14 protein-coding genes and 8 tRNA genes are annotated in these 22,504 nt (G+C 45.3%); 18 read left to right on the plus strand and 4 right to left on the minus strand.

What is annotated here, in order from left to right; translation table 11 throughout:
- The first annotated feature begins 29 nt into the window (after positions 1 to 29).
- The 9 genes from ACLIIY_RS24750 (at position 30) to ACLIIY_RS24790 (ending at position 9,988) form a co-directional block, all read left to right on the plus strand.
- Positions 30 to 103: transfer RNA gene (locus ACLIIY_RS24750), tRNA-Cys, on the plus strand.
- A 565-nt stretch (positions 104 to 668) separates the two neighbouring features.
- Entirely contained in the window at positions 669 to 3,956 is a 3,288-nt protein-coding gene (locus ACLIIY_RS24755; protein ID WP_434529521.1) for a glycoside hydrolase family 3 N-terminal domain-containing protein, read from the plus strand.
- A gap of 164 nt (positions 3,957 to 4,120) precedes the next feature.
- Positions 4,121 to 5,023 carry a LysR family transcriptional regulator gene (locus tag ACLIIY_RS24760; RefSeq protein WP_418112318.1) on the plus strand — a complete coding sequence of 301 codons (903 nt, stop codon included), beginning with the start codon at positions 4,121 to 4,123 and terminating at the stop codon, positions 5,021 to 5,023.
- Between the two features lie 447 nt (positions 5,024 to 5,470).
- Positions 5,471 to 7,177, plus strand: a complete 1,707-nt coding sequence (gene dld / locus ACLIIY_RS24765) for a D-lactate dehydrogenase (RefSeq protein ID WP_061010526.1) — start codon at positions 5,471 to 5,473, stop codon at positions 7,175 to 7,177.
- A gap of 248 nt (positions 7,178 to 7,425) precedes the next feature.
- Positions 7,426 to 7,512, plus strand: a tRNA-Leu gene (locus ACLIIY_RS24770).
- Between the two features lie 97 nt (positions 7,513 to 7,609).
- Positions 7,610 to 7,685 (plus strand) — tRNA-Gly (locus ACLIIY_RS24775).
- A gap of 5 nt (positions 7,686 to 7,690) precedes the next feature.
- Positions 7,691 to 7,764, plus strand: a tRNA-Cys gene (locus tag ACLIIY_RS24780).
- Positions 7,765 to 8,081: 317 nt separating this feature from the next.
- Positions 8,082 to 9,605 (plus strand): alpha-amylase, encoded by a 1,524-nt coding sequence (gene amyS / locus ACLIIY_RS24785; RefSeq protein ID WP_132697214.1) that lies wholly within the window; start codon positions 8,082 to 8,084, stop codon positions 9,603 to 9,605.
- 137 nt (positions 9,606 to 9,742) lie between these two features.
- The gene (locus tag ACLIIY_RS24790; RefSeq protein ID WP_005440998.1) at positions 9,743 to 9,988 is read left to right on the plus strand and encodes a hypothetical protein; all 246 of its coding nucleotides are present in this window, start codon (positions 9,743 to 9,745) and stop codon (positions 9,986 to 9,988) included.
- Between the two features lie 91 nt (positions 9,989 to 10,079).
- Here ACLIIY_RS24790 and ACLIIY_RS24795 read toward each other — a convergent pair whose 3' ends face one another.
- The 4 genes from ACLIIY_RS24795 to ACLIIY_RS24810 all read right to left on the minus strand — a co-directional run bounded on the left by ACLIIY_RS24795 (position 10,080) and on the right by ACLIIY_RS24810 (position 14,209).
- Positions 10,080 to 10,868 (minus strand): lipase family protein, encoded by a 789-nt coding sequence (locus ACLIIY_RS24795; RefSeq protein WP_005440995.1) that lies wholly within the window; start codon positions 10,866 to 10,868, stop codon positions 10,080 to 10,082.
- A gap of 127 nt (positions 10,869 to 10,995) precedes the next feature.
- On the minus strand, positions 10,996 to 11,943 hold the full coding sequence (locus tag ACLIIY_RS24800; RefSeq protein WP_434528710.1) for a CHAD domain-containing protein: 948 nt from the start codon (positions 11,941 to 11,943) through the stop codon (positions 10,996 to 10,998).
- Positions 11,944 to 12,024: 81 nt separating this feature from the next.
- Positions 12,025 to 13,083, minus strand: coding sequence for a hypothetical protein (locus ACLIIY_RS24805; protein ID WP_434528711.1), 1,059 nt, complete (start codon positions 13,081 to 13,083; stop codon positions 12,025 to 12,027).
- A gap of 79 nt (positions 13,084 to 13,162) precedes the next feature.
- Positions 13,163 to 14,209, minus strand: coding sequence for a hypothetical protein (locus tag ACLIIY_RS24810; protein ID WP_041054347.1), 1,047 nt, complete (start codon positions 14,207 to 14,209; stop codon positions 13,163 to 13,165).
- A gap of 490 nt (positions 14,210 to 14,699) precedes the next feature.
- Here ACLIIY_RS24810 and ACLIIY_RS24815 point away from each other — a divergent pair.
- The 9 genes from ACLIIY_RS24815 (at position 14,700) to nirD (ending at position 22,377) form a co-directional block, all read left to right on the plus strand.
- Positions 14,700 to 14,786: transfer RNA gene (locus ACLIIY_RS24815), tRNA-Leu, on the plus strand.
- Between the two features lie 97 nt (positions 14,787 to 14,883).
- Positions 14,884 to 14,959 (plus strand) — tRNA-Gly (locus tag ACLIIY_RS24820).
- A gap of 5 nt (positions 14,960 to 14,964) precedes the next feature.
- Positions 14,965 to 15,038, plus strand: a tRNA-Cys gene (locus ACLIIY_RS24825).
- Between the two features lie 180 nt (positions 15,039 to 15,218).
- Positions 15,219 to 15,292 (plus strand) — tRNA-Cys (locus ACLIIY_RS24830).
- 427 nt (positions 15,293 to 15,719) lie between these two features.
- Positions 15,720 to 16,166 carry a hypothetical protein gene (locus ACLIIY_RS24835; RefSeq protein ID WP_434529522.1) on the plus strand — a complete coding sequence of 149 codons (447 nt, stop codon included), beginning with the start codon at positions 15,720 to 15,722 and terminating at the stop codon, positions 16,164 to 16,166.
- A 126-nt stretch (positions 16,167 to 16,292) separates the two neighbouring features.
- Positions 16,293 to 17,645, plus strand: a complete 1,353-nt coding sequence (locus ACLIIY_RS24840) for a sensor domain-containing diguanylate cyclase (RefSeq protein ID WP_434529523.1) — start codon at positions 16,293 to 16,295, stop codon at positions 17,643 to 17,645.
- Positions 17,646 to 17,713: 68 nt separating this feature from the next.
- A complete protein-coding gene (locus tag ACLIIY_RS24845) occupies positions 17,714 to 19,195 on the plus strand; it encodes a nucleoside hydrolase (RefSeq protein ID WP_434528712.1) in 1,482 nt (493 codons plus the stop codon).
- Positions 19,196 to 19,475: 280 nt separating this feature from the next.
- Complete coding sequence (gene nirB, locus ACLIIY_RS24850; protein ID WP_434528713.1) at positions 19,476 to 22,040, plus strand: nitrite reductase large subunit NirB; 2,565 nt, start codon at positions 19,476 to 19,478, stop codon at positions 22,038 to 22,040.
- Positions 22,041 to 22,053: 13 nt separating this feature from the next.
- The gene (gene nirD, locus ACLIIY_RS24855) at positions 22,054 to 22,377 is read left to right on the plus strand and encodes a nitrite reductase small subunit NirD (RefSeq protein WP_005387969.1); all 324 of its coding nucleotides are present in this window, start codon (positions 22,054 to 22,056) and stop codon (positions 22,375 to 22,377) included.
- The last annotated feature ends 127 nt before the right edge of the window (positions 22,378 to 22,504 follow it).

The raw sequence follows: 22,504 nt of genomic DNA on the forward strand, positions 1-22,504 counted from the left end.
GGGGCAGAGCCTTTAAGCGTAAACAATTTGGCGCCTTGGCAGAGTGGCTATGCAGCGGATTGCAAATCCGTGGACCTCGGTTCGACTCCGGGAGGCGCCTCCAAATTCTTAAAAAAGAGACGTCTTTATGGCGTCTTTTTTTATACCTCAAATTCCTCTCGGTAAGCTCAATCATCCAATCTCATTTCTCTTGATGTTAACTTGGCAACCAACTTAAAACGCAGTAAAAAATAATCGACGTCATTTGTGTGAATATGCTTCAAAGTTATGCAACTTAATGCCGATTTAATTTGTTGAATATGGAAGAACTATCACTAGTGCGTTTTTTCAAGATTTGAAAATAAATCACATTTCTATGAATCTGTGAAATAACGTTCACCTCATTAAAAAGTACCACGTGCCTTTTGCCATAGAGCTTCGCGCACCTCATCAAGACCAGCAATTTGTTTATTTGTTTCATGAACTAACGTGGTTATCCGATCGGCTAATTTCTGTGATTAACACAGAATTATTTATCATTTATTTCAGTAGTCTAAATAAAACCCCTGTAGTGAAAAATTAGTCGTGACTAGCACGTTTCTGACGTGTGGTCCCGTTGGATAACAAGATATTTCAGGAGCAATAACGTGCTACGAACAAAGAAAACAATCGTCAGTATTCTCGTCTCAATGGCGATGATCTCAGGCTGCAATGACTCAGACAGTGACGCGACTTCAACCAGTCCAATTCCTTATTTTGCAGAATGGACGGATGTCGACAGTGCCATCAAGAAAGACGATGCAATGGAAGCGGAAATCCAACGTATCCTTGCGTTAATGACGCTGGAAGAAAAGGTGGGGCAAATGATTCAGCCCGACCTGCGCGAAGTCACTCCTGAAGAAGCGAAAGCCTATAAGTTAGGTTCTATCTTAAACGGCGGAGGCGGCTTCCCGAATGACGATAAATACTCAACCGCGCAAGATTGGGCGGACGAAGCGGATAAATTCTGGTTGGCACTAGAAGAAGCTTACGCAGAGAGAGGATTCCGAATTCCTTTTATGTGGGCAACCGATGCGGTTCATGGCCACAACAACGTTTTTATGGCGACGGTTTTCCCTCATAACATTGGTTTGGGTGCAGCTCGTAACCCTGATCTGATTGAAGAAATAGGAAAAGCGACCGCAAGAGAGGTTGTTGCGACCGGTCTTGATTGGACATTCGCACCGACCGTTGCCACGCCACGTGATTATCGCTGGGGCCGTGTATACGAAGGTTACTCGGAAGATCCTGAAATCGTGTATGAATACGCGAAGCGCATGGTGGAAGGCATTCAAGGTGGTGAAGAAGGCTTAAAAGGAGACACCAACGTAATCTCCAACGTGAAGCACTGGGTCGGTGACGGTGGTACGTTGGGTGGCGTTGACCATGGTGAGAACCGTTACACAGAAGAGTATCTGCGTAACATCCATGCAATGGGCTACATAGGTGGCTTGAATGCAGGCGCACAAGTGGTGATGTCTTCGTTTAACTCATGGTGGAACGATGCGAACTACGACCCTATGGTCGGTATCGACGGTGCTGAGGATGGTGGCGATTACATGCAAAACCAGAAAATCCACGGCTCACAATACCTGATTACTGACGTCTTGAAGGGCAAATTAGGCTTTGACGGCTTAGTCGTCACAGACTGGAACGGACAAGGTGAGATCAACGGCTGCACAGCAGCAAACTGTCCGCAAGCTGTAATCGCAGGTAATGATGTGTTTATGGTGACCTCGCGTAACGATTGGCAAGCGTTCTACCAAAATGTGATTGACCAAGTAAACGCAGGCATTATCCCAATGTCTCGTATTGATGATGCCGTAACCCGTATTCTTCGCGTCAAAATGCGTGCAAACCTTTGGGAGAAACCTAAGCCATCTGAGCGTTCGTTAGCGGGTGACCAATCCGTGCTTAGCGCGCCAGAACACGTCGCCATCGCGCGCCAAGCCGTTTCAGAATCGTTAGTTCTATTGAAGAACCAAGACCAAATTCTACCTTTGAAATCAGATGCGAAATTCTTGGTAACGGGTTCGGCTGCCAACGACATCACCAAGCAAACTGGTGGTTGGTCGCTTACTTGGCAAGGTGATGGCAACACGATAGAGAAAGACTTCCCGAACGCACAAACCGTGCTTATGGCAATGCAGCAAGAAGTTGGTGAAGAAAACGTGTTTACTGATGCTTCTGCAACAACACCTGAAGAAGCTATTGCGCTTGTGGTTATCGGTGAAGATCCTTATGCGGAAATGTTCGGTGACATCAGCAAAGCACAAACACTTGAGTTCTCGAAGCTAAAAGCCTCTTATCAAGCGGATCTTGATACGATCAAAGCGCTAAAAGAGCAGGGATACAAAGTGGTTACGGTATTCTTCTCTGGGCGTCCGCTTTACGTAAATGAAGAGATCAACAACTCTGATGCATTCGTTGCAGCTTGGCTGCCGGGAACGGAAGGTTTAGGTATTACGGATGTACTGTTCGCAAAAGATGGCGCGGATTTCAAAGGTAAGCTCTCTTACTCGTGGGGCGCTAAGAAGTGTTCGACCACAATCAACCGCAAAGCGCTTAATATCCCTAACTACACGACTCCTCTTGATGGCATAAACGGTGAGTTGATTGAGCAGGATATTGAAGGCGAACATAAGCCGTTATTCCCATATGGTTATGGTTTGAACTACGCGAACCAGACCGATGTCCCAGCGCTGTATGAAGACTTAAACGACATTCCACTCGACCCACGTGATTATGGCTGTGGTATGGACGAGCCAGACAATGGTATTGCTGAGTTCCCATTAGAGATCTTCGGTAAAGACGCAAAAGGTGAGTTTGTTGCGAGAATGTCAGGCAGTGCGAATGGTTGGGCTGGCGTGGAAATCAGCAAAGACACCACCACAATTGGCTCAGTAACGACGAAAGGCATTAACTACGATGGCATGCAGCAGTCAGCAATCAACGTAAAATTCTCTGGAGAAACTGGCGACTTCGTTGGTAATTCAGCCGCGCAAATTTACATGCAAACGCCAGATGAAAAGGGTTCCGACTACAACAGTTACATGAATGCCGATTCTACTTTGGAGTTTGATATTCGCATGGTAACAACAGCGCCAGAGAGCTTAGTGTTGTCGACACACTGTGAGTATCCTTGTCGCGGTGAGGTAAACATCAACAAAGTGTTACCCGAACCGTCAGATAGCACTTGGACGACGATCAAAGTACCGCTCCAGTGTTTGAAGGACACTGGGATGAGTTTTCAAATGTTGAACACGTCTTTCTTGATGTATTCAACTGAGGCTGTGGAGTTTGATTTGGGTAAGATTCGTTATGTTCCGAACCCAGATGGATTACCTGAGGACGCAGTTAGCTGTGAAGACATGCTTGATGAAGCGCTACCACCATTGACGGGGGACATGTACAACATCATTACCGACTTTAACACACAGATAAATACCTCAGACCAATACACGACAGAAGGCTGGGGACCTATCCCTGACGGTGAAATCCACATGACGGCAACACAAACTGCTGATGGTGCATCGGTTACTTATAACAGCGCGAGTCCAGAGGCTTACAAAGGCCTGTTGCATTTCAACTTTGATGCACAGAACTTAGAAAACTTTGTTGAAGCGGGTTCGTTGGTGTTTACGGTTAATGTATCGACGTTAGGGGCACAAAAGCCTGACAACGATCAAACCGGATTGGTGTTGAAGCTGGCGAATGCTGATGGGGATACTGGTGACATTTTTGTCACGGAATTGGCCGGGGAGAATATTACGCTGAATACGGATATTAAAGTGACCGTGCCAATGGCCAACTTCGCAGAGAAGTTTGATAACAAGTACTGGGCTCAAACTGTTAAGACGTTCACTATCTTCCCGGCATGGGCAAATACCCAAGCTGGCGTAGAGTTTGAAATCAGTGATATTCACTTCACGAAGTAAACAGACCATCTAGGAACGTTACTCAATTGAGTAGAAACAAGGCGAGCCTTATTAGCTCGCCTTTCTCGTTGGCAGGCTTTAAAAGCCAAGTGTGAACTTTCTTGCGGCAATCTGTGCGAAATCTCTTTAGAATGTCTTCTTCGACAAGGAAGCAGTGAAGACACATGAGAAATACCGACGACTACATTATTTTCTATCATTTGGTTGAACAGGGTTCATTCAGCGCCGCTGCAAGACAAATGGAACTTACTAAGTCGGTCGTCAGTAAGCGCATTGCCAAATTAGAGCAGGAGATAGGTGTTCAACTGCTTTATCGAACCACACGCACGCTTAAACTGACAGAAGCAGGGCAATCCTTCTTCGAACATGCTCGTAGTGTCTACCAAGCCGTCGCAACCGCAGAAGAATCCATTGTTGGTTTGGGTAAGAGTCTATCTGGCAACATCAAGATTACCGTTCCGACTATCTCTGGTGAACTTATCCTTCCTACCGTCATTTCTGAATTCAACCAAGCTTATCCAGATATCAACATTGATATGGAACTGGACAACCGGTTTGCTGACATCGTGAACGAAGGTTTTGACCTTGCCATTCGTACTGGGGTTTTGCCTGACTCAAGCCTGATAGCACGCAAGCTCGTCGATGCAAACTGGATTGTGTGTGCATCGCCTAAGTACGTCGTCAAACATGGCAAACCCAAAACACCGGACGATCTCACTAAGCACAACTGCTTGGTTTACGCCTATCAAGAGACAGGGGCTCGTGAGTGGGCTTTCAAGCGTGATGATGAGGTGTATCAGGTTAAGGTGGACGGGAATCTATGTACCAATAACTCATCTGCGTTACGTAACGTCGCTTTGCTAGGGCAAGGTATCATTTATGTGCCTCGGGTACTGGTTTATGAAGACTTGCAGCAGGGTAAGCTGATTCAGTTGTTTAAAGACGAAACGGCTAAGTGTTTGGGCATTTATGCTGTGTACCCATACACTCGTCAGCAACCAGAAAAGATTAAGATCTTTATCGAGCACCTGTATCAGTGCTTTCAACGTCGTAGCCATCAATTCTAATGGCTCAACTTTTCTCAAAGGAGTGATTCTCCTTTGATGGAAGGAATTCACTCTAAATTTTAAACTCTACAATCTGTCTATTTTCTTCATTAACCGACAATATCACAGCCATATAACGCTGCTATAACGTCATGATATTCATATGTTGTGGTTTTGTTTTGACTGAATATTCTTTCAAGGTCAGATATATAAGGCCTTGTTGACCCTTTCGACTTTCCTTTTCTTCGATATCGTGCACATTTGTTAACAATGTACTTTGCTATTGTTTCTTTTTGGAAACGATAAGTTTCTTTGTTGATTTTAAAGTTCTGAAAATTTTAAGTAATTGAATATATGGGTAATTAATGTAGTTAACTTTCTCTGGGCGTTGTTATCGGACTTTGGTGGCATGGACGTTCAGATTCGGACTACTTATATTGGCTGGGCATAATAACTAGAGATACGGATATGAAACAGAAGCAGCTCATCGACGCGTTTGTCACCATTGTCGGGGAAGAAAATGTCCTTACCGATCAAATCAAAACCAAGTATTACCGCAGCGGTTTTCGCTCAGGAAGCGGCACGGCATTGGCGGTGGTTTTTCCTAAGACTCTGCTAGAGCAGTGGAAGGTCATCCAACAATGTGTCGACAATAATTGCATCATCATCATGCAAGCGGCTAAGACGGGTCTGACCGAAGGCTCTGCGCCAAGTGGTAGTGATTACGACCGTGATGTGGTGGTGATCAATATTACCAAGATGAAGCAAATCTATCTGTTAGACGGCGGTAAGCAAGCAGTTTGTCTTCCGGGAGCAAGTTTACATTCGTTAGAAAAAGAGCTGCGAGCGGTTAATCGTGCGCCGCACTCAGTGATTGGATCTTCCTCTCTTGGCGCAACCGTCGTGGGCGGTATTGCAAACAACTCTGGTGGCGCTTTGGTTAAACGTGGCCCTGCTTATACAGAGTTAGCCATATTCGCTCAGGTGGACAAAGACGGTAAGCTCAATCTTGTTAACCACCTTGGTATTGAAGGATTAGGCTCGACGCCTGAAGAGATCTTACAGAATATCCAAGATGGTAACTTCGACCCAGACAAAGTGATTCATGATGAACGTATGGCGTCGGATAAAGAATACGACGAACGCGTTCGTGATGTGACTTCTGATATCCCATCGCGCTTTAATGCCGACGAACGCCGTCTGTACGAGGCGAGCGGTTGTGCGGGTAAGCTTGGCGTTTTCGCTGTTCGAGTCGATAGCTATCCAATCCCTGAAAAAGAGCAAGTGTTCTACCTAGGTACTAACGATCCAGATAAACTGACCAAGCTGAGAAAAGACTTCCTTACCCAATTCGAAAACTTACCAGAAATGGGCGAGTACCTTCACCGTGATATTTTCAATATGGCAGAGAAGTACGGTAAAGATGTCTTCCTTTCTATCGATTTATTAGGCACAGATAACCTACCTAAGATGTTCTCGCTTAAAGCTAAGGTTGAAAACTTCTTAGAGCGTGTTCCGTTGGTCAGCAAGTACCTGCCAGATACTATTCTTTACTACGCAAGCAAGTTGTTCCCGCAGCATCTTCCTAAGCGCATGTTGGAATACCGTGATAAGTACGAGCACCATCTTGTACTTAAAATGAGTGACGGCGGTATTGCCGAAGCACAGAAATACCTCAAAGAGGTTTGGGCAGCTGAGCACGATAGTGACTTCTTCGAATGCACACCAGAAGAGGGTAAGAAAGCGTATCTACACCGTTTTGCAGCGGCAGGTGCAGCAATTCGTTACGAAACCATTCACCGCAAGGAAGTAGAAGACATTGTGGCTCTCGATATTGCGTTACGACGTAACGATGAAGAGTGGTTAGAAACATTACCTGAGGAAGTAAGTAAGAACCTCGTTAAATCCCTCTATTACGGTCACTTTATGTGTTATGTATTCCACCAAGACTATGTTTTCAAAAAGGGCACCGACACCAAGCTGATGAAGAAGCTAATGTTGGAACACCTGAACAGTCGCGGCGCTAAATACCCAGCAGAACACAACGTAGGGCATCTGTACGAAGCGGAAAACTCGCTGCAAAAGTTCTACCATCAACTTGATCCAACCAATACTTTTAACCCAGGCATAGGTAAAATGGATCGCTACAAGCGCAACTGTAACTGCTGTGCGTAAGCACTAAACCGATATGATGTGGAGAGTCGCTTAAACAGCGGCTCTTTTTTTAACAAGAAATAGTGGAATAAGCCGTTTGAGTTTTAAGCGAATTGCTCAACTCCCATACGTTCAGTCGTGTTTTTAACCATCTGAATCAAAAAGAATAAATTTATTGTTGACCTGAAATCTTAATCCGTTAAAGTACGCCTCGTTCTCACGGCGAAGGTCGTTAGAACAGATGGTGTTACCATCGCATTGATTGCGTTGCCCTGGTGGTGGAATTGGTAGACACAAGGGATTTAAAATCCCTCGACGTTCGCGTTGTGCCGGTTCAAGTCCGGCCCGGGGCACCATCCAAAAATTGAGTGGGTGAATTTAATATCCCGCCGTCAAGTTGACCGGCCGAGTGTCGGAGCATCAATTCCGGCTCGGGACTCCTTCTCAAATTATGCGACACTAGCTCAGTTGGTAGAGCGCAACCTTGCCAAGGTTGAGGTCACGAGTTCGAACCTCGTGTGTCGCTCCAGTTGAGGCGCCTTGGCAGAGTGGCTATGCAGCGGATTGCAAATCCGTGGACCTCGGTTCGATTCCGGGAGGCGCCTCCATTCTTTTCGAAAGCTCGTCATTATGACGGGCTTTCTTCGTTTTAGCGCAATGAAATCGACGCGCTTTAATCCCTCTTTCTGCTGTTTACTTATTATCTCCTCCCTGATTATTTGATCGGGATTCAATAATTGCACTCAATTAGTTATTGGTTTTATAAATGTTACACATCTCAATAATTGTAGAGGGTGATTGGTGATAATTTCTCCACGATTGTAGTCCGAACTTTTTGTTGTACAACAGACGGTTAGTTGGATTTCTTCTACCCGTCTTGCGCTCTCTAAGTTCGGGCTTCGTCCTAAAACGTGAGAGAAAAATAATGAAAACATTCAACCTTAAACCCACACTTTTACCTTTAACTTTGCTGCTCAGTTCGCCGGTAATGGCGGCTCAAAATGGAACCATGATGCAGTATTTCCATTGGTATGTGCCAAATGACGGTGCACTCTGGACACAAGTTGAAAACAACGCGCCAGCACTATCGGACAATGGCTTTACCGCGTTATGGTTACCGCCTGCCTATAAAGGTGCTGGTGGCAGCAACGACGTCGGTTATGGCGTTTACGATATGTATGACTTGGGGGAGTTTGATCAAAAAGGATCGGTGCGAACCAAATACGGTACTAAAGACCAATACCTCGATGCCATCAAAGCGGCACACGCAAATAACATTCAAATTTATGGTGATGTGGTATTTAACCACCGTGGCGGTGCGGATGGTAAATCGTGGGTCGACACCAAGCGAGTCGATTGGAACAACCGAAATATTGAGCTAGGCGACAAATGGATTGAAGCATGGGTCGAATTTAGCTTCCCAGGGCGTAACGACAAATACTCAGATTTCCATTGGACGTGGTATCACTTTGACGGCGTTGACTGGGATGATGCAGGTAAAGAAAAAGCGATCTTCAAATTCAAAGGTGACGGCAAAGCATGGGATTGGGAAGTCAGTTCTGAAAAAGGCAACTACGACTACCTCATGTATGCAGACTTAGACATGGATCACCCAGAAGTGAAGCAAGAGCTGAAAGACTGGGGCGAGTGGTACCTAAACATGACGGGTGTGGATGGTTTCCGAATGGACGCGGTTAAACACATCAAGTACCAGTACCTACAAGAGTGGATCGATTACTTGCGTTGGAAGACTGGCAAAGAGCTGTTCACTGTGGGTGAATACTGGAACTACGACGTGAACAATCTGCATAACTTTATCACTAAGACTTCTGGCAGCATGTCATTGTTTGATGCACCGCTACACATGAACTTCTATAACGCTTCACGCTCGGGTGGTAACTTCGATATGCGCCGTATCATGGATGGCACCTTGATGAAGGACAACCCAGTGAAAGCGGTAACATTGGTCGAGAACCATGATACGCAACCACTGCAAGCGCTGGAGTCTCCAGTGGATTGGTGGTTCAAGCCTCTTGCGTACGCGTTCATTTTGCTTCGTGAAGAAGGTTATCCGTCAGTGTTCTACGCGGATTACTACGGCGCACAATACAGCGATAAAGGACACGACATCAACATGGTGAAAGTGCCGTATATTGAGAAATTGGTGAAAGCCCGTAAAGATTATGCTTATGGCAAGCAGCACTCTTACCTTGATCATTGGGATGTGATTGGTTGGACGCGAGAAGGGGATGCAGAACACCCGAACTCAATGGCGGTTATCATGAGTGATGGCCCTGGCGGTACAAAATGGATGTACACAGGTTCACCAAGTACGCGTTACGTCGATAAGTTAGGTATTCGCACGGAAGAAGTCTGGACTGACGCTAACGGTTGGGCAGAGTTCCCAGTGAACGGTGGTTCGGTTTCTGTTTGGGTCGGCGTTAAATAATCAGGCTCGTAAAATTGCAGGTGTGACCAATTTCGAAAATAGTGCGCATTTAATCAATGTCTTGTTTGATATTCATGAAACATATGCGTAACTTTATACCTGAGCATTATCAGTAGGCAGATTAAGGAAAGGAATCTATGGCTGACGTTTTGATTGTTGCGATTGTATTCGGTGCAATATTTGGTGGTGGTATCGTTAAGCTGATTCTCAATCATCGAAAAGAAGTGAGAGCGCTCGAAATTTCTGAGCGTAAGCAGATGAATAAAGAAGAGCGAGATGGTCTTAATAAACAAATAGAAGACCTAAAACAGCGCGTCGAAGTATTAGAGCGTATCGTTACTGACAACAAATACCAACTTGATAAAGAAATTGCGTCTTTGTAATTCTGAATCAAGAAGAAAGAGCCAGTTTAATACTGGCTCTTTTTGTTTCTGTTCCTTTTCCCAGATTGCTGGAAGCAATGGAAGCAATGGATTACCGCTCATCAAAGAAGTCTTTATTTCGAATGTACTTACTCATCAAGTGATAGGAAAAAGGGCGGATCAACCAACTCACCAAAGAGCGTCCAAGCCGCATCAACGTTGGTGTGTTCTCGTAAATCCTACCGTTATAAAGCCACAGCATTTTGCCCACATGCCAGTAGAGAAAAGGTACCGGAGGCATAAAGGTAACAATGTCGATATCGCAACAGATTCGATAGGTTTTGTGTCCTAACTTGTATCGTTTTTTGAATGTCCAATCACCAATTGCTGGCTGACCAAACGTTACTACTCGCTTGATGCTTTTGGGGTACTTTCGTTCGATATAATCGGCAAACACGCTACCAATCGCGCCGCCCGATGAATGCCCAGTAATGGTGATGCGCTTGCCTTGTAGAATCAGCGGTACGACGGTGGCTTCTAGCCGTTCAATCACGCTCAAACCAAGACGATCTTCATTTCGAGAAGGTTGGCTTTCTTGAAATAGCAAATGGTAGAAACCTGCATGGATGCGATAGTTAAGCCCAAGGCGCTTGCAGCTACGAGTCCACATGGCAAAGTTCAAAAGCCAATCGCTAATGCTGTGTGAGCCCTTGATGACAACAACGACTTCTGTGCGCTTTTTACTCCATAAAACACGAATCATGGTTTTGCCAAACTCGTTTTTAATGATGCGCTGTCCATTAGGATCGAACCCATAGCGGGTCTGTTTAAAGACTCTGGGGTAGGCAAGGTTGCAGAGTACGGCGTAGCGTTCGTATTGGTATCGTTTTAGAGGCTTCACGTTGTTGTTCTTTGTCTTAGTTAATTTCAAACTCTAGACGTCAAATATGAAAAGAACATGAACCTGTATGGAAAGGCAAAATAAACAGCTCAGCCTATAGCGTTTATTTTTATGGCTTGGGCATAAACTAAGCATAAATGGTGAGAGCATCGCTTCTCTTTATCTCACGTTTGAAGTTTTTTAAGTCAGCGAAAATCGCCAGCTTGGCGGATTGATGGTCTTTTTCTACCAATGTTAATAGCTGACCAATCGCCTTACGCTGTGGCTTGGTGAATTGCTTATCGTTTTGTTGCTTACGAAAGAAGTCGAGCTGATTGGAAGTATCGTTAAACGCGCCGAGGCGGTCTTGAAGTTGCTTCAACTGTTTTACATTCGCTCTGTGCTGTATTCCAAGGTGGCCTTGGTGAGGAACATACAAAGGAGCAAAGTATTCAAGCAAGTAACGGAGCTTCTTGCATTCAATCCTGAATTGATGAACTTCACCATCGTTGCTTTTTCTGTTCAAGCCTTTACATGCATTGCTTACCAGCTTGTAGTGGTGGCGGATCCTTTTGTTCGAACAAACAACAATGGATTCGACATTGTCCACCTCATATTGAGATGCTCGGCGAAGGCTGTTTTCAATCATGACGCAGGTTTTGAGATAGCAATCAGAGGCGAGCCATTGCCTAACAGATTTGAGTGCTTCGATTTGTTGCGTTTCAATCACGTCAAAAACCGACGCTAATTTATCTTGGTATTCCGGTGATCGATTTAAGTAATGCTCTCTATCGATGAGAAACACATCTAAGTCGCGTAATGTGTTGGTCTGCTTCATGAGTAACTTTAAGTGGGGCTTGAGCAGTTTGAATTCAAAGGGGCAGAAATTAGCCTTAAGAAGCAGTAGTAGAGAGCGAATGCGCCGTAAAGTGACTCGATATTGATGGTTAAACTCAGGTTCCGTTTCGGTAATTACGCCTTGTTCAAGCGTTCTTGCGTAGTCGAATTCATGCATTAGATGACGGGGTAAAAGAAAGCTCAGATCCGAATCTGGACTCAATTTAAAGTCCGCAACCTTCTTGTTGAGAAGCTTCATCGCCATCCTCCTACATCAAACATGGTTTAATTTTAGGAGGTGACGACCAGTTCTACCTGCCTCAGCCAGCAATTATTCCGGCTAGTTGGCGGCTTGGTGAAGAAATTCAAGCTGTTGCTTTTCTTTATCGCTCATTTCATAAGGTTCATCGGATAGGGTATTCGAATCAAATGATCCAATAGGATAAGACTCTGCTTTACTTTGGCCATACTGTGCTTTTTCACCTGGGAAACCAGACATGCGTTCTATCATGATGTCACGAAGTTCATACTCGGCTCTTCCATTGGGTAAGACATTGTGGAACGCTTTTAGCTCCACGGTTTGTTCTCCTTCAGCCAGTTGTTTCTTTTGTACTAAAGAGGCAACTGCCGAGCCGCTTGATTGATATAAACTGCCACGAACTCGATAGATACCCGCTCTGTCCACTTGAACTGTAATAGGAATCACCATATCGGAATTATTCGAAGACGCTTGGTCTACATTGATAATACTGGCTACAGAGTGGTAAAGGCGTAAATCCGCACTGATGACATCTTCACCTTGCTCAAAGCTGATGCGTGCCACCAATCTTAATTCTTGTGGCCAGTTTGCTTCTGGTGTTATTTGCCAACCATTCTCTTGAACAGGGAGAGTGGTAAGGGTTTGCTGGCTTTCTACGTCAATAATTTCGAGTGACGCTGTCACGTAGTTTGCCGATGATTTTAAGCGAACATCAATCTTGTCTGGATAAAAATGACGATATTTGTCCAAGCTTAATGCTGCTTTGGCTTCTCCATTCAACACTGGAACAGGGACCTCTTCAAAATGATTCCAGTCGAGATACGGGCTGTTCTTATCTGTAATGGGAGTAGAGTAGGCTGGATACTGTAAGACCTCTTCGTGACGTTCTGCAATCAAAGATAAGTCATGAGAAGAAGTCATATCTTCAATCACATCGACACTCTCTTGTTTGGGAGGTAATGGCGCGCCCTCCATAGTGATGGTTTCGCTCGGTGTTGGCTTGCGCAAAGCGGCTGTTTGATTCTGCTGGGCTGGTTGTTGCTTCGCGGAGTCATCGTCTTGATCTTGTTGCGATAGAAACAACGCCGTAGCCCCAATCAAAACGAAAGCCGCAATGGCGATTGGCTTTTTGTTACTCATAATCCATCTCTTGCATCGTACTTTGTGTGAGAAGAGCCAAGCATGAAACTTGGCTCGTTGGTTTGCTTATTACGACGCTTTACAGGCCGACAGCGATTTCCGACATGGTGTCATTTTGAGAACCTTGTACGTATATGTATTTATTTCCAAACCATCCGTTCTCTTGGTAGCTGTCAACGCTTACCGATTTTCCATCCGCTAAGGCAATCGACGTATTACTGGAGGTGACTTTACCTTTGTGTTTCGACCCAATGACCTCGCTGTGGCTATAACCGTTACCCATGATGAACGGGTAGTGGTTTGGCATAAAGCTAGCCACTCCCTTGCTTTGAGAAGCCATTTTTCCGTCCATAGCAAGACTAGTAGAACAGCTATCGAAACTGCCTGAGCTTGAAGCGCCACATGATGAATGCGCCGCTACAACACCATCGTCTTTTCCGGGCAAGAAGCTTGCGGTCGCTTTTAGGTAGTCGCTGCCGTTACCAACAAAACGAATTCGAGGGATACGGTGGTCTGGTAACATCGCTATTTGGCGAGCGTTTGACACTTTTAGATCATTCAATACACCGGTGTTGTTTTTTGATGGCATATCGCCAAGCCAGAGTGAAATCGCATAACGCATTGCACTGTTTGTCCAGCCACCACCTTCAGTGATGTTAATAACGATATCGCCCAGCTCTGATCCACCACCAGCACCTGCAAAGTCGAAAGTCGCGACAATGTTGAGTGGAGATAGGCCTGCGTTAGTTAACCAGTTTTCTTGGTTATCGAGCAGATGTCTTGCAACTAAGTCGCCAGTTGAGTGGGTTACCAACACGCAACCCGGCTGGCAAGTCCCGTTTCTTGAGAGCTCTTGCAGCTTCGGCCATACATAATCACTGGCTATTTTTCCTTCAACTCTTTCATGAGAGGGCCAATCAATGCGAGCATCGGCATACTGCATCCAATAGTCTTTCCAATAATCCGCACCTTCTGTTTCAACTTGCGATGGCGCTGGTTTAGTTTGCAGTTGATCGGCTTGGAATCCGTGGATGAGGACCACTTTGTAATCACCAATAGCTGCATTGGAAGCGGTAGGTAAAGCCATTGCTACTGCGAGTGCGGCTAGTTTTGTCATTTTATTCATGATGTTATCAACCTTTGAATGTTTAGTTTCGCCAAAAATAGCGAAGTGGTAATAAGCAAAATACAAACATCAAAATCACTTTTGCTCGAAAGGTATGATTAACGGGATGAATAATAACGATCAACACATCCGATCAGTGAAGTGTTACCGGAGTACAATAATGATAATTTTAATTCCTATAAATGAGATTGCTTGCGGGAGTAATTTATAAAGTTGTTGATAGATTTCTCTTTTTAATCTTTCTGACATTAACTAGAAAGAAAAGCGATGATTGAGTAACAGCAGGTGAAGAGCAGGGTTGGAATGGTTTGATGTGTTTAGGGATTGATCGAATTGATTGAAGAGTGCTCGTCTGAGTCTGCTTTTTAACCGCATGAATAAAAAAGATAAAATTTGTTGTTGACCTAGAATCTTAATCCGTTAAAGTACGCCTCGTTCTCACGGCGAAGGTCGTTAGAGCAGGTGGTGTTACCATCGCATTGATTGCGTTGCCCTGGTGGTGGAATTGGTAGACACAAGGGATTTAAAATCCCTCGACGTTCGCGTTGTGCCGGTTCAAGTCCGGCCCGGGGCACCATCCGAAAATTGAGTGGGTGAATTTAATATCCCGCCGTCGAGTTGACCGGCCGAGTGTCGGACCATCAATTCCGGCCCGGGGCACCATCTCAAATTATGCGACACTAGCTCAGTTGGTAGAGCGCAACCTTGCCAAGGTTGAGGTCACGAGTTCGAACCTCGTGTGTCGCTCCAGTTGAGGCGCCTTGGCAGAGTGGCTATGCAGCGGATTGCAAATCCGTGGACCTCGGTTCGACTCCGGGAGGCGCCTCCATTCGATAGAGTGAGTACCATCGCATCTCATTATCGAATGTGCGATTAGGTTGGTGTGATTATTTAAATGATTTGAAGCTGATTTAGCTTCTGGCAAGTTTAAATAGAATCTTTCACAACGACCATCGAAAGGGCAATCCCTTACGAAAACCTCAATGTTTCATCTTAGAAGCAACAAAATGGCGCCTTGGCAGAGTGGCTATGCAGCGGATTGCAAATCCGTGGACCTCGGTTCGATTCCGGGAGGCGCCTCCATTATCTTTCCTCGTAACTCAAACATCTTTGTTCCTAAATCAAACCAGAAGCTTCAATTCAGACCTCTGACCATTCAAGAACTTCAGCAAAACTAACTTCTTCAAATTTCATAAATAATTGCATTTCATCGCTATTTACCGACGTAAATTCGACATAAGCCTCATTTTACACTTCTCATCACTCTCGTTAGTTCCCAAAATGCACATTCAACTCTATTAACAGAATGTTGTTAATTATAAACTGAGTGCATTACTAGAATCTAATTGATAACATCATATATAACGTTTTGTTAATATATAACATTTTGATTTTAGCTCAGGATGAGCCCATTTTGTTTTAGGGAGAAGTACACGTGTTATGTCATTTAAGCAGGCGATTCGTAGCCTTACTGTTGGGTGCTACGTCATTTACTGCTTTTGCCGCGTCTATGGCTAGCTATCCGGAAGGGTGGCAGGAATGGCCAGTTGTTAAAGAGTCACAAAACCTACCTGCAGACACGATTCTGCCTCCAGACACCTCATTGTTTATTCAAGAATCTGTTCGTGCTTACAGTTGGATTAATAACGGACAAGGATCACCACTTACGATCCGTGTGAATCCGAAAAAGATTGAACAGTACAAGACCCATGGTCCATACACAGATGGTCCTACCGCTGTCGCTATTTCTGAGGTCGATGGCATTGTTTGGGTAACAGAACACGTCGGTGGTATGGCGATTTATGGAAGTTACGATCGTCAAGGCAAAGATATTAGCCACACACATCCCTCATTAGAGCCTTCATTTTGCCAAAGTTGCCACACTACGTATCAAGACATTTGTATTAATGGTACGTGTGCAGAGCCAGTTTTAGGCGTTTATAAAGATAAGCAGTAGTTTATTGTGAGTAATCGAGTTTTCGGCTGGTTGACGATTAACCAGATGCTATTTGTTTCGCATTTGGTGTTGGTTCTGTCCATCATTCTAGGTCTGTCTTTCACGCGTTTTCAAAGCGAATGGAACATGCGTATTGAGCATGCCGCCACCATGGCGAAAACTCATCTCTCTTCTCAAATGACTTTCCTTTCTGGATCGATTGCGGGTCGCAATTACGCTAACTTAATGATGCCATCGACTAAGGCCAATTTGAGTGCGATAGACGATCTGCTCTTTATCGAAATTTCCGGCGTTTCCGATTACAAAACCCAGACAGTTGCTGTCCGTTACTTGGCGGAGTCCAATCAGGTGTGGCGTATCGATGTGAGCGACCTTGAAGTCAATATCTTGAAAGACCAAAAGGGCAACTTAGTTCGAATGTTGTCCATGACGCCGGAAAAAGATGAGATCAAGCGTAATAAGCTGCAATATTTGATAAACAAGACCAGCGTTGATTTAGAGGCGTTGCAAGCGAGTCAGTTACTCAATCGCAATACTGAACTACCTTGGAATAAGGACTATCTGCGCCAAACGGATTTTTACTACGATTCGACACTGTCGGTACTTCACGTCTGTTTACCGCTACGCAATATTAATGGCGGCTACATTTGGGCAGTGCTAGATGCAAGTGACCTCGATACTATTAAGGTTACTTTGATTAAAGAGCTGATCAACGAAGCCTTGATTGCCGCGCTTATTTCAATGGTGTTGATCTACATGGTGACAATGTGGATTGTGAGCCCGCTTAAACGCTTGTCTCAATCAATGAAAAAAGACATTGAGAAGATCGATCAATCACACATTCCGGAGATCAAACGCTCGGATGAAATCGGCGAACTCGCTCGTTCATACTCAAGTTTAATCACCAAAATCAAGAACCAACTAAGAGTGCTTCGTCAACAGACAGATACCGATACGTTGACCGGAATCGGCTCGCGCTATTTGTACAAGCGCAGTGCGCCTGTCTTTGTTCATGAGACCCTGAGCAACATGAAGTACGCCTGTTTCGTCTTGTGTGATATCGATAATTTCAAAAAGTTTAATGATACTTACGGGCACACTGAAGGGGACAACGCCTTATGTGATGTTGCGGAAGTCTTCCGTTCTCATTTAGGTAAAGACCAGCCCTCGTTTCGTTTAGGCGGCGAAGAGTTTGCTTTGCTTGTCTATGGCAATACGTTAGAGGTGTTGAACTCCAAAGTTGAACACTTAAGACAAGCGGTCGAAACCCTCGCCATACCACACATCAAAAACCTACCTTCTGAAGTCGTAACGATTTCGGTTGGAGCGGTTCCATTAACCCGCGCCGCGTCTCATCCTAACTTGAACGACTGCGAGAAGGCACTTGAGCAGGCCTTTGAAGTTGCCGATAGGAACCTATACGCAGCAAAAGATAAAGGACGAAACGTTGTCATTATGGCGGAACCCATCACGCTGTAGTTTTTAGTTTCATTGCATTTAATTCGGCCACTCGGCCATTTAAGACCAAAGAAGAGAAAGGAGTCTCGATGCACAACATCGGAGAGGATAAGCATACCTGTCGCCCACAAACACGCGTCTGGGTTGATACCGACATCACCATAGGCCATCACGACCGGTTTAAGCTGTGTGATGTTGACGATGGCTACGCGCTGGGGTTATTGCTCAGAAGCCAAGAAGTCGACATCGTTGGCGTGAGTTCAACACTTGGCAATTGTGATGACATTAAAGTTACTACGGACATCGCTCGCTCTTTTATTAGCCAGTTTGGTCCAACTTACCTCAGCGTTTCTCAAGGAAGCGCCACTTACTTTGATTCTGCCAAAGATATTCCGCCAGCGGTGAAAGACCTTGCTGCTCAACTTGAGCAAGAGCCTTTGACTATTCTTGCTATCGGTGCTCTGACTAACATCGCCTTATTGATTCGACATTTTCCTGAACAGGCCAAAAACATTGAAAAGGTGGTATGCGTTGCAGGCAGGCGAAACACTGAGCAGCATTTTGTTGCTGGAAAGCGTCAGCCAAGGCCGTTTCGTGATCTGAACTTTGAGGTGGACCAAGCTGCATTTCAAGTACTCCTTGATAGCGATGTTCCGGTGACTTTAGTCCCTTTTGAAGCCTGTGCTCAAGTTTGGGTCGATTTTAAAGAACTTCACAAGATGAGCCATGGCAGTAGTCTTAGTCACTTCTTAGAGTCACATTCCATTGCATGGTGTACCGAGTGGGAAGTGGTGTTTGGTTCTAAAGATGGGTTTATTCCTTTTGATATGGTGGCCGCGGCCTACGTGGTGAATCCTGAGTGGTTTGTTTCTCACGCTTGGAAGTCCAAGGTGGAGATCGCAGCAAGTGATACGGACAAACACAAAGGGAAAGCTTATCTGGTTTGCAACGAATCGATAGAGCAGGGACGAGAGGTCGACTATGTGGTTGAAGTATCACCAGATGCCGAACCGGAAATGCTTAAGCGTTTAGCAGAGCGTGATATTGGCGCATTTGTACTTGGTTTATCTCATATAAACGTCATTGTCGACGATGTTGATACGGCGGCTGATTACTATCAGCGAGTACTCGGTTTTGAACGCGCACTTGATGCTCAGGGGCAAAAGATGGATTACCGCGGTGTGAGTATGGCGGAGTTTAACCAAGATGCGGGTTTAGCTGGACAAGACGTCGTCGTTGACGTGCTGTTTGTGAAGCATCCGTATGCATCGGTTTATCTTGAGCTGATGAAATACCATTCGCCTGTTGGTGCGACGGCTATACCGCCACAACCAAGAACCTATGATCTTGGTGGTCCTCGTCATATTGCACTCGAAGTTTCCAACTGTGGTGAGGTATTTCGATACTTAAAACAACAAGAGGGGGTCACTATGATTGATGAATCCAAAAGTTACCACCCGGAAAAATTGAATGGCTTCCCGATCACCTTTTTCTATTGGATAGACAAATACGGCATTCAATGGGAGATGGAAGAAGGGCGTAGAGTAGGGACATCACGCGGTATTATTTAACGTGACCCTATAAAATCCACTCAAATGTGATTAAAAAGCAAGCGGTTAGTCGCTTGCTTTTTCTTTGTTATGAAGAAATGTGACAAATATGTTGAGTTCATTTCGGCTGGATTACATGAATTTTGTTTAAATTACGAAAGCAAAGGTTTAAACGCTGTTTAAAAACTGCTCCTACCCCTTTAGGGTAGTTTAATTCCGTAATTGATTTACATCATGTATTAATTTTCTTTCACAATTAACAATGCGCTCAGTGATAAGAACCTAACCCTTAGGAAGTACAATGAGCAAGTTGAAGCTAGTAGTCATCGGTAACGGTATGGTAGGCCACCGTTACATTGAAGACTTAGTCGAGAAAGCTGATATGTCTAATATGGACATTACGGTTTTCTGTGAAGAACCTCGTGTCGCATACGACCGTGTGCACCTTTCCTCTTACTTTTCTCACCATACTGCAGATGAACTTTCTTTAGTGAAAGAAGGCTTCTACGAGAAACACGGTATTAACATGCTGATCGGCGAACGCGCGATTAACATTAACCGTGAAAACCGCATTGTTTACTCAAGCACTGGTCGCGAAATTCAATACGACAAGCTGATTCTTGCTACTGGCTCATTCCCATTTGTTCCACCTATCAAAGGTCACGAAAGCAAAGACTGTTTTGTTTACCGTACTATCGAAGATCTTAAAGCGATCGAAGCGTGTGCGAAGAAGAGCAAATCAGGCGTTGTTGTCGGTGGTGGTTTGCTAGGTCTTGAAGCTGCGGGCGCATTGAAAGCACTAGGTGTAGAAACACACGTTGTTGAGTTCGCACCAAAGCTAATGGCTGAGCAACTTGACCTTGCTGGTGGTAACCAACTTCGTCAAAAGATCGAGCGTATGGGTGTGAACGTTCACACCAGCAAAAACACGCTTGAGATTGCGGCAGAAGGCACAAACGCACGCAACGTTATGCGTTTTGCTGACGGTTCAGAGTTAGAAACAGACTTCATCGTATTCTCTGCTGGTATTCGTCCACAAGACAAACTAGCACGCCAAATGGAGCTAGAAGTGGCACCTCGTGGCGGTGTTGCTATCAACGACCATTGTCAGACTTCTGATGAGAACATCTACGCGATTGGTGAGTGTGCGTCTTGGAACGAAATGTTCTACGGCCTTGTTGCTCCTGGCTACAAGATGGCGACAGTTGCTGTTGATCACCTACTAGGTAACACAGAAAGCAAATTCGAAGGCGCTGACATGTCTGCGAAGCTGAAACTTCTTGGCGTGAAAGTAGGCTCTATCGGTGACGCGAACGGTCGTACTGAAGGCTGTAAGAGTTACGTTTACCAAAACGAAGAGCAAGAAGTTTACAAACGTCTTATCGTTTCTGAAGACAACAAGAAACTGCTTGGCGCGGTTATGGTTGGTGACACCTCTGACTACGGCGACCTGCTTCAACTTATGTTGAACGAAATCGACCTGCCAGAACACCCAGATGCGTTGATCCTTCCTGCACACGCAGGCGCTGAGAAACCAGCACTAGGTGCAGACGCTCTACCAGAAAGCGCAGTGATCTGTTCATGTTTCGACGTGACAAAAGGCAAGATCGCACAAGCGGTTGCTGATGGTCACCACACATTGGGCGACATCAAAGCAGTGACTGGCGCAGGTACAGGCTGTGGTGGTTGTATTCCTCTAGTGACGTCTGTTCTAAATGCTGAGCTTGCTAAATCTGGTATCGAAGTGAAGAACGACGTGTGTGAGCACTTTGCATACTCACGCCAAGAGTTGTTCCACCTAATCCGCATTGAAGAGATCAAAACGTTTGATGAGCTTCTAGAGAAATACGGTAAAGGTTACGGCTGTGAAGTTTGTAAACCACTGGCTGGTTCTATCTTGGCTTCTTGCTGGGGTGAGCACATTCTTAAGCCACAACTGGTTAAGCTGCACGACACGAACGACAACTTCCTAGGTAACATCCAAAAAGACGGTACTTACTCTGTTATCCCACGTATGGCGGGTGGTGAAGTAACACCTCAAGCATTGGGTGCGCTAGCGAACGTTGCTGCAGAATACAACTTATACACCAAAGTAACCGGTGCTCAACGTATTGGTCTGTTTGGTGCTCAAAAAGACGATCTTCCAGAGATCTGGCGCAAGCTTATCGACGCTGGTTTCGAAACAGGTCAAGCGTACGCAAAAGCACTTCGTATGGCGAAGACATGTGTGGGCTCTACTTGGTGTCGTTACGGTGTTCAAGATTCTGTTGGTCTAGGTTCTTACATCGAGAACCGTTACAAAGGCATTCGTACACCTCATAAGATGAAGTTCGGTGTTTCTGGCTGTACTCGTGAGTGTGCGGAAGCACAAGGTAAAGACCTTGGCATTATCGCGACTGACGCAGGTTGGAACATGTACGTATGTGGTAACGGCGGTATGAAACCTCGTCACGCAGACCTACTAGCAAGCGATCTAGATAAAGAAACGCTAATCAAGTACATCGACCGCTTCATGATGTTCTACATCCGTACTGCTGCGCCACTACAACGCACATCAGTTTGGATGGAAAACATGGAAGGTGGCGTTGACTACCTACGCGAAGTGATTGTTAACGACAAACTTGGCATCAACGCTCAACTAGAAGCAGACGTAGCGAAGCTTGTAGACGAGTACGAGTGTGAGTGGACTGCGACCATCAACGACGAATCACAACTGACTCGTTTCGCGCACTTCATCAACTCTGATAAGCGCGATGACAACGTTGTGTTTGTACAAGAGCGTGAGCAGCACCGCCCAGCAACCTTCACGGAAAAACACCCTGAAGCGAAAGGCGACATCCTACACGTAGCGATCACTGAAGCATAAGGGAAGGTTGATTATGTCATTTGAAAAGATTTGCCAAATCAGCGACATCGTACCGGGCACGGGTGTTTGTGCACTGGTTGATGGTCAGCAAGTTGCGGTATTCCGCCCAACACAAGCAGAAGAAGTGCTGGCGATCAGCAACACTGACCCGTTCTTCCAATCAAACGTACTTTCTCGCGGTTTGATTTGTGAGCACCAAGGCGAGCTTTGGGTGGCAAGCCCACTTAAGAAGCAGCGCTTTAACCTGACAACAGGTGCGTGCATGGAAGACGAGCGTTTTAGCGTGAAAGCGTACAAAACGCGCGTAACCAACGGCGAAGTAGAAATTTCTGCATAAGCTTGGTTTCCATTCCCTCCTCTAAGGGGGAGGGAATGAACTGAAATCTAGATTTAATAGGTAAAGGCTTTCCGTGGTTCATCTGCGGGGACAGGGAAGCTAGGTGTTACTCAGCGGCAAGCCTTTC

The sequence above is a fragment of the Vibrio sp. K4 genome, from assembly GCF_051122595.1.
Taxonomy (GTDB): domain Bacteria; phylum Pseudomonadota; class Gammaproteobacteria; order Enterobacterales; family Vibrionaceae; genus Vibrio; species Vibrio owensii.